The sequence below is a fragment of the Eggerthella sp. genome (genome assembly GCF_048329335.1).
GTDB lineage: Bacteria > Actinomycetota > Coriobacteriia > Coriobacteriales > Eggerthellaceae > Eggerthella > Eggerthella lenta.
In genome coordinates this window covers 1-4,939 of the sequence record NZ_DBFEGU010000226.1, presented here as the reverse complement: position 1 = coordinate 4,939, position 4,939 = coordinate 1, and the positions used below count along the sequence as shown (strand labels likewise).

At 64.9% G+C, this 4,939-nt stretch carries 5 protein-coding genes and 1 tRNA gene; 5 read left to right on the top strand and 1 reads right to left on the bottom strand.

The genetic code is table 11. The features are described from left to right. Positions 1-195 precede the first annotated feature (195 nt). The 5 genes from rlmKL to ACMO6A_RS07425 all read left to right on the top strand — a co-directional run bounded on the left by rlmKL (position 196) and on the right by ACMO6A_RS07425 (position 4,649). Positions 196-2,502, top strand: coding sequence for a bifunctional 23S rRNA (guanine(2069)-N(7))-methyltransferase RlmK/23S rRNA (guanine(2445)-N(2))-methyltransferase RlmL (gene rlmKL, locus ACMO6A_RS07445; RefSeq protein ID WP_009608391.1), 2,307 nt, complete (start codon positions 196-198; stop codon positions 2,500-2,502). A 328-nt stretch (positions 2,503-2,830) separates the two neighbouring features. Then, on the top strand, positions 2,831-3,172 hold the full coding sequence (locus ACMO6A_RS07440; RefSeq protein WP_009608334.1) for a PadR family transcriptional regulator: 342 nt from the start codon (positions 2,831-2,833) through the stop codon (positions 3,170-3,172). Next, positions 3,169-3,831, top strand: a complete 663-nt coding sequence (locus tag ACMO6A_RS07435; protein ID WP_009304559.1) for a DUF3887 domain-containing protein — start codon at positions 3,169-3,171, stop codon at positions 3,829-3,831. Before ACMO6A_RS07440 ends, ACMO6A_RS07435 begins: the two co-directional genes overlap by 4 nt. Positions 3,832-3,838: 7 nt before the next feature. Next, a complete protein-coding gene (locus ACMO6A_RS07430) occupies positions 3,839-4,189 on the top strand; it encodes a hypothetical protein (RefSeq protein WP_009304558.1) in 351 nt (116 codons plus the stop codon). Then, entirely contained in the window at positions 4,182-4,649 is a 468-nt protein-coding gene (locus ACMO6A_RS07425; protein WP_009304557.1) for a PH domain-containing protein, read from the top strand. Before ACMO6A_RS07430 ends, ACMO6A_RS07425 begins: the two co-directional genes overlap by 8 nt. A gap of 74 nt (positions 4,650-4,723) precedes the next feature. Here ACMO6A_RS07425 and ACMO6A_RS07420 read toward each other — a convergent pair. Continuing rightward, positions 4,724-4,798 (bottom strand) — tRNA-Ile (locus ACMO6A_RS07420). Positions 4,799-4,939 lie beyond the last annotated feature (141 nt).

The following is a 4,939-nucleotide window of genomic DNA, read 5'->3' as shown; positions in this document are numbered from 1 at the left end:
GTTCCGGCGGCCTGACGGCCGTCGGAACGGGCCGACGCTGCGAAGGACCCTGGCGCCCCGCTTTGGCGCGATGGCGAAGACTCGCGTACGCAACGTACGCTTCGCCTTCTCCATCCCGCCAATTCGGAACACCAGGGTCCTTCTCGCTGACTTACTACGCCAACCTGCGGCATGCGAAGATTGGATCTGCGCTGTATGGATAACGAAAACCTCGAACTGTTCGCTAGCTGCCTGTCCGGTTTGGAGGCGCCGCTCGCCGAAGAGCTGAAGCGTCTGGGCATCAAGCGCGTGCGCCCCCTCGGCGGGGGCGTCGCCTTTTTCTGCGACGTGCGCCATGCGTTGTCGGCGTGCCTGTGGTCGCGGCTGGCTTCGCGCATCCTCGTGGTGGTGGGGCGCGTGAACGCAGGCGATGCGAACCTGCTGTACGAGGGCGTGCGGCGCATCGCCTGGGAGGGCGTCATCGTTCCGGGCGCGAGCATGTCCGTGCAGGCGCACGGCATGAACGACGAGCTGCGCAACACCCGGTTCACGGCGCTCAAGGTGAAGGATGCCGTATGCGACCGTTTGCGTGAGATGCGCGGCGAACGTCCCGACGTCGACGCCGATCATGCCGACGTTTCGGTGGACGTGCGTGTGCGGGAGGGGCGCGCCACGATCTCGCTCGACCTGTCGGGCGAATCGTTGTACCACCGTTCCTACCTCACGCCCGACGACGGTCCCGACGCCCCGCTGTCGTGCGCGCTCGCGGCCGGCCTTCTGGCGCTGGCAGGTTGGCGCACCCGCGGAAGCCGCGGCGAGGCGCTGGTCGATCCGGCGTGCGGCGACGGCTTCCTGGTGGTGGAGGCGGCATCTGCCGCGTGCGACCTGGCTCCGGGCCTTACGCGCGAGCGCTGGGGTTTCTTCGGCTGGGTGCCTTCGGATCCTGACGTCTGGAACGAGCTCATCGACGAGGCGGACGAGCGGTTCGAACGCGGCCTCGCGTCGGCCACGGCGCCGGGCGCGCTCGACGGCCCCGCGTCGGCACCGCCCGATCCGGCGCATGTGCGCTTCGCGGGCGCGTCCACGTCGTCTCCGGCCATAGCGCGGGCGCGCGTCCACGCCAAGCGCGCGGGCTTGCGCCAGGCCGTCAGCATCGAGCTTGCGGACGCGCAGAGCGTCGACGAGTTGGTGTCGCGCGTGTGCGCCGCTGCCGGCAGGGCGCGCGGCGGAGAGGCGGCCTCGTGCACGGTCGCCAGCGTGCTGCCCACGGGCGAGCGGGCCCAGTCCGACGCGCGCTCGCAGGCTGACGCGGCCGCGTTCGTGCGCGCGGCTTCGGTCGCTCCGGGGGGCTCGACGTTCGCCGTGGCCGGCGGCGAGATCGTGGAGGCGCGCTTTGGCGTCGCGCCCGCGGTGCGCGCCGTGCTCGGCCGCGACCGCGTGGAGACCGAGGCGCTCGTGTTCGACAAGCCCCCCATGGAGGCCGTGAAGGTGGTCGTGCCCGATCCCGCGGGCGGCGCCGAGCATGTGGTGGAGGTGCTGGAGCCGACGTCCGAGCAGTTCGCCGCACGGCTGCGCAAAACGGCCAAGGAGCGCCGCAAGTGGGCGCGCCGTGAAGGCGTGTCGTGCTACCGCGTGTACGATGCCGACCTGCCCGACTACGCCGTGGCCATCGACGTGTATCCGGGCGCGGGCGATGCCGAGGGCAACCTGTACCTGCACATCGCCGAGTACGCGGCGCCCTCCACCATCGATCCCGGCAAGGCGCAGCGCCGCTACGACGACGTGCTGGCGCTCGCGCCCGTGGTGCTGGGCGTGCGCCCCGACCACGTGTTCTCGAAGGTGCGCCGCCGCGACAAGGGCGGCAGCCAGTATCGCGACTCGAGCCGGCGCTCCTACGTCACCCAGGTGCGCGAGGACGGCTATCTGTTCGAGGTCGATCTGGTCGGTTACCTGGATACAGGCCTGTTCCTCGACCATCGTCTCACGCGCGAGCTGGTGGGGAAGAAGGCCGAGGGAAAGCGCTTCCTCAACCTGTTCGCCTACACGGGTTCGGCGAGCGTGCATGCAGCCGGTGGCGGCGCCAAGAGCACTGCGACGGTGGACTTGTCGCAGACCTACCTCGACTGGGCCGCTCGCAATATGGCAGCCAACGGCTTCGAGGGGGAGCAGCATACCTTCGAACGCGGCGACACGATGGCGTGGATCACCGAAGCGCGCCGCACCGGCCGCCGCTTCGACCTCGTGTTCGTCGATCCGCCCACGTTCTCCAACTCCAAGGCCATGGGCAAGCGCACGTGGGACGTGCAGCGCGACCATGTGGAGCTGCTCATCGGCGTGTCGCGCCTGCTGTCGGAAGAGGGCGAGGCCGTGTTCTCGTGCAACCTCCGTTCGTTCAAGCCCGACGAGGAGGCGCTGGCCAAGTACGGCGTCACGCTCGAGGACATCACGGCGCAGACCATTCCCCACGACTTCGAACGCAACCCCCGTATCCATAAATGCTACCTGGTTAAAAGAACCCAGTAACCCGTCTTCCTGTTCCTCGACGCGGCGTACGGGCTGTCGACGGTGCCGGTGATGGCGAAAAAGCATCGAATTCGGAAATCTCGCACCGGCTTTCGCGGACGCCGGTCGGCTTCCTTTTGCGAAACGCCTGGTCGCGCAGTCGCCTTTCCTGCATGCACTGTTCCGAGTGTGTCCGAAAGGACGCGGCGGTTTCCAAATTCGACGTCTTTTCGTCATTTTCAGCCCGATGCGCTGCAGCGTCGGGCTTTTGCTCGGTCTTATCGTATTGCAAGATATTCGCAGATCAGATATATTTAGTATTGCTAGGTGATAGAGGGAAGGGTTCGGAATGCAGCTCCGGTTCGCGCAGCAGATGAAGAAGGGCGCGCTCGACATGCTCGTCTTGAAGCTGCTGCAGCACGAGGAGAAATACGGCTATCAGCTGATCAGCGAGCTTCGCGACCGCTCGAACGGCGCGCTCGCGCTCAAGGAGGGCACGCTGTACCCCATCCTCTACCGGCTTGAGGACGGCGGCCTCGTGACCAGCCGCATGAGCGCGCACGTTGCGAAGGAGCCCGCGCGCAAGTACTACGCGATCACCGAGGCGGGGCGCGACGCGTTGCGCGAGATGTACGAGATCTGGAACGAATTCGACGGACATGTGCGGTCGATCATGGAGGAGGAGCGATGAACAAGGAATCCTATGTGAAGGCGGTTGCGAAGCGTCTGACCTGCTCGAAAGCGCGCCAAGCCGAGTTCGTGCGCGACCTCGAATCCGACATCGCCGCTGCTCTGTCAGCAGGCGAGACCTGGGAGCAGGTGGAATCCCGCATGGGCGACCCGCGTCAGGTGGCGCAAGAGTTCAACGAGGATCTCTCCGAAGCGGAGCGAGCCGCCGGCAAGAAACGCAAGCGCACCAAGACGATAGCTATCGTGGCGACCGTCGCGGTGGCCGTGGCGGCGATCATCGGAGCCGCGACCTGGTGGGCATCGCCGAAAACCGCCCCTGCGGGGCAAAGCTCCCACCAAACCGAGCAGCAGGTAATCGAGCGTGCGCAGGAGGTGGTCGCGCTGCTCGACGCGGGCGATTACGAAACGCTGCAGTCGATGTCGATCGACGAAATGAAAGCGGGTCTCAACGCCGAGATGATGGAGCAAGCGAGGGAGATCACGGTTCCCGGTGATTGGGGTGCCTTCGGGTCGTTCGGCAATGCGTACGCGACGGAGATCTCGCAATCCGGGCAGGTGTTCGATGTGGTGGAGGTCGTCGCCGTGTACGAGAAAGCGACGGTAACGTACGGCATCAGCTTCCTGAACGGCGAAGAGCTTGCCGGAATTCGTATGAGGTAGGCCCATCATGGAAACGTTCATCGCCCTCATCGTCGTCGGTGTTCTCATGTGCGTGTATGGCGCGTTCGTGTTCGCCGGCAATGTGAAATGCTTCAGCATCCTCGCCGGGGGAAACAACTTTCTGGCGCTCAACCCGAGCGAGGCGCAGTATCGCCGGGAGGCTCGACGCTCAGGTGTGGCCATCTTCCTGCTCGCGATCGATTTTTGGTGCTTCGGGGCGTGGAGCTACGCCCAACAGGACGACGCGGTGCGCACGGCGTGCTTGGTCATCGGCATCGCGGCGGCCTTGGGCGTCGCCGTGCTCATCGTTCTTTCGCTGAAGACGCATGTCGACGTATTGAAGGAGCATCATGGGTGAGCCGATGAGGTTCGCGGGGAAAGTGGACGGGTGGTATTACGCGTTGACGGTGGGCGTCAACGTCATGCTGGCGTGGCCGCTCACGTCGTTCTTCGCCGATCCTGCGAAAGAGGGCGCGTTCATAAGCGCCGTCGTCTGCTCGCTGTGCCTTGTCCTCTGCGACATCTTCATCATCCCTACGCTTCTTCGCAACTACGTCGAGTTCGACGGGAAGGGCAACCTGCTCATCGTGTTCGGCTTCCAGAAGGCGACGTATCCCGTCTCGAAGATCCGCCGGTTGCGCGAGACGTCCAACCCGTTGGCTTCCCTGGCGGCGTCGTTCGACCGCATCGAGCTGCGCATCGGCTACGAGGAGCTGATGATCGCCGTCAAGGACAAGGAAGAATTCTTCGCCGAGATCGAGCGGCGGTGCCCCCAGGTCGAGATCGTGCGAAGGGCCTCCGTTTCCAAGTCCAGGTGAGCTCCGGGCGACCCGGCGACCGCCGCATAAAAAACCGGTTGCGCGAGTCGTAGCGCAACCGGTTTCGATTTTCCTGGTGGGCCCAGCAGGGCTCGAACCTGCAACCAAGGGATTATGAGTCCCCTGCTCCACCATTGAGCTATAGGCCCGTAAAGCGTCCCGCTATTCTATCCCAAAACGGGCACCGATGCCAAGGGGATATCCGCAAGCCGATGCAAATCCTCTTCGAGAAATTTTCGAAAAAGGGGCTTGCGCGTATTCGAAACTACCGGTAGAATACTCAAACGTTG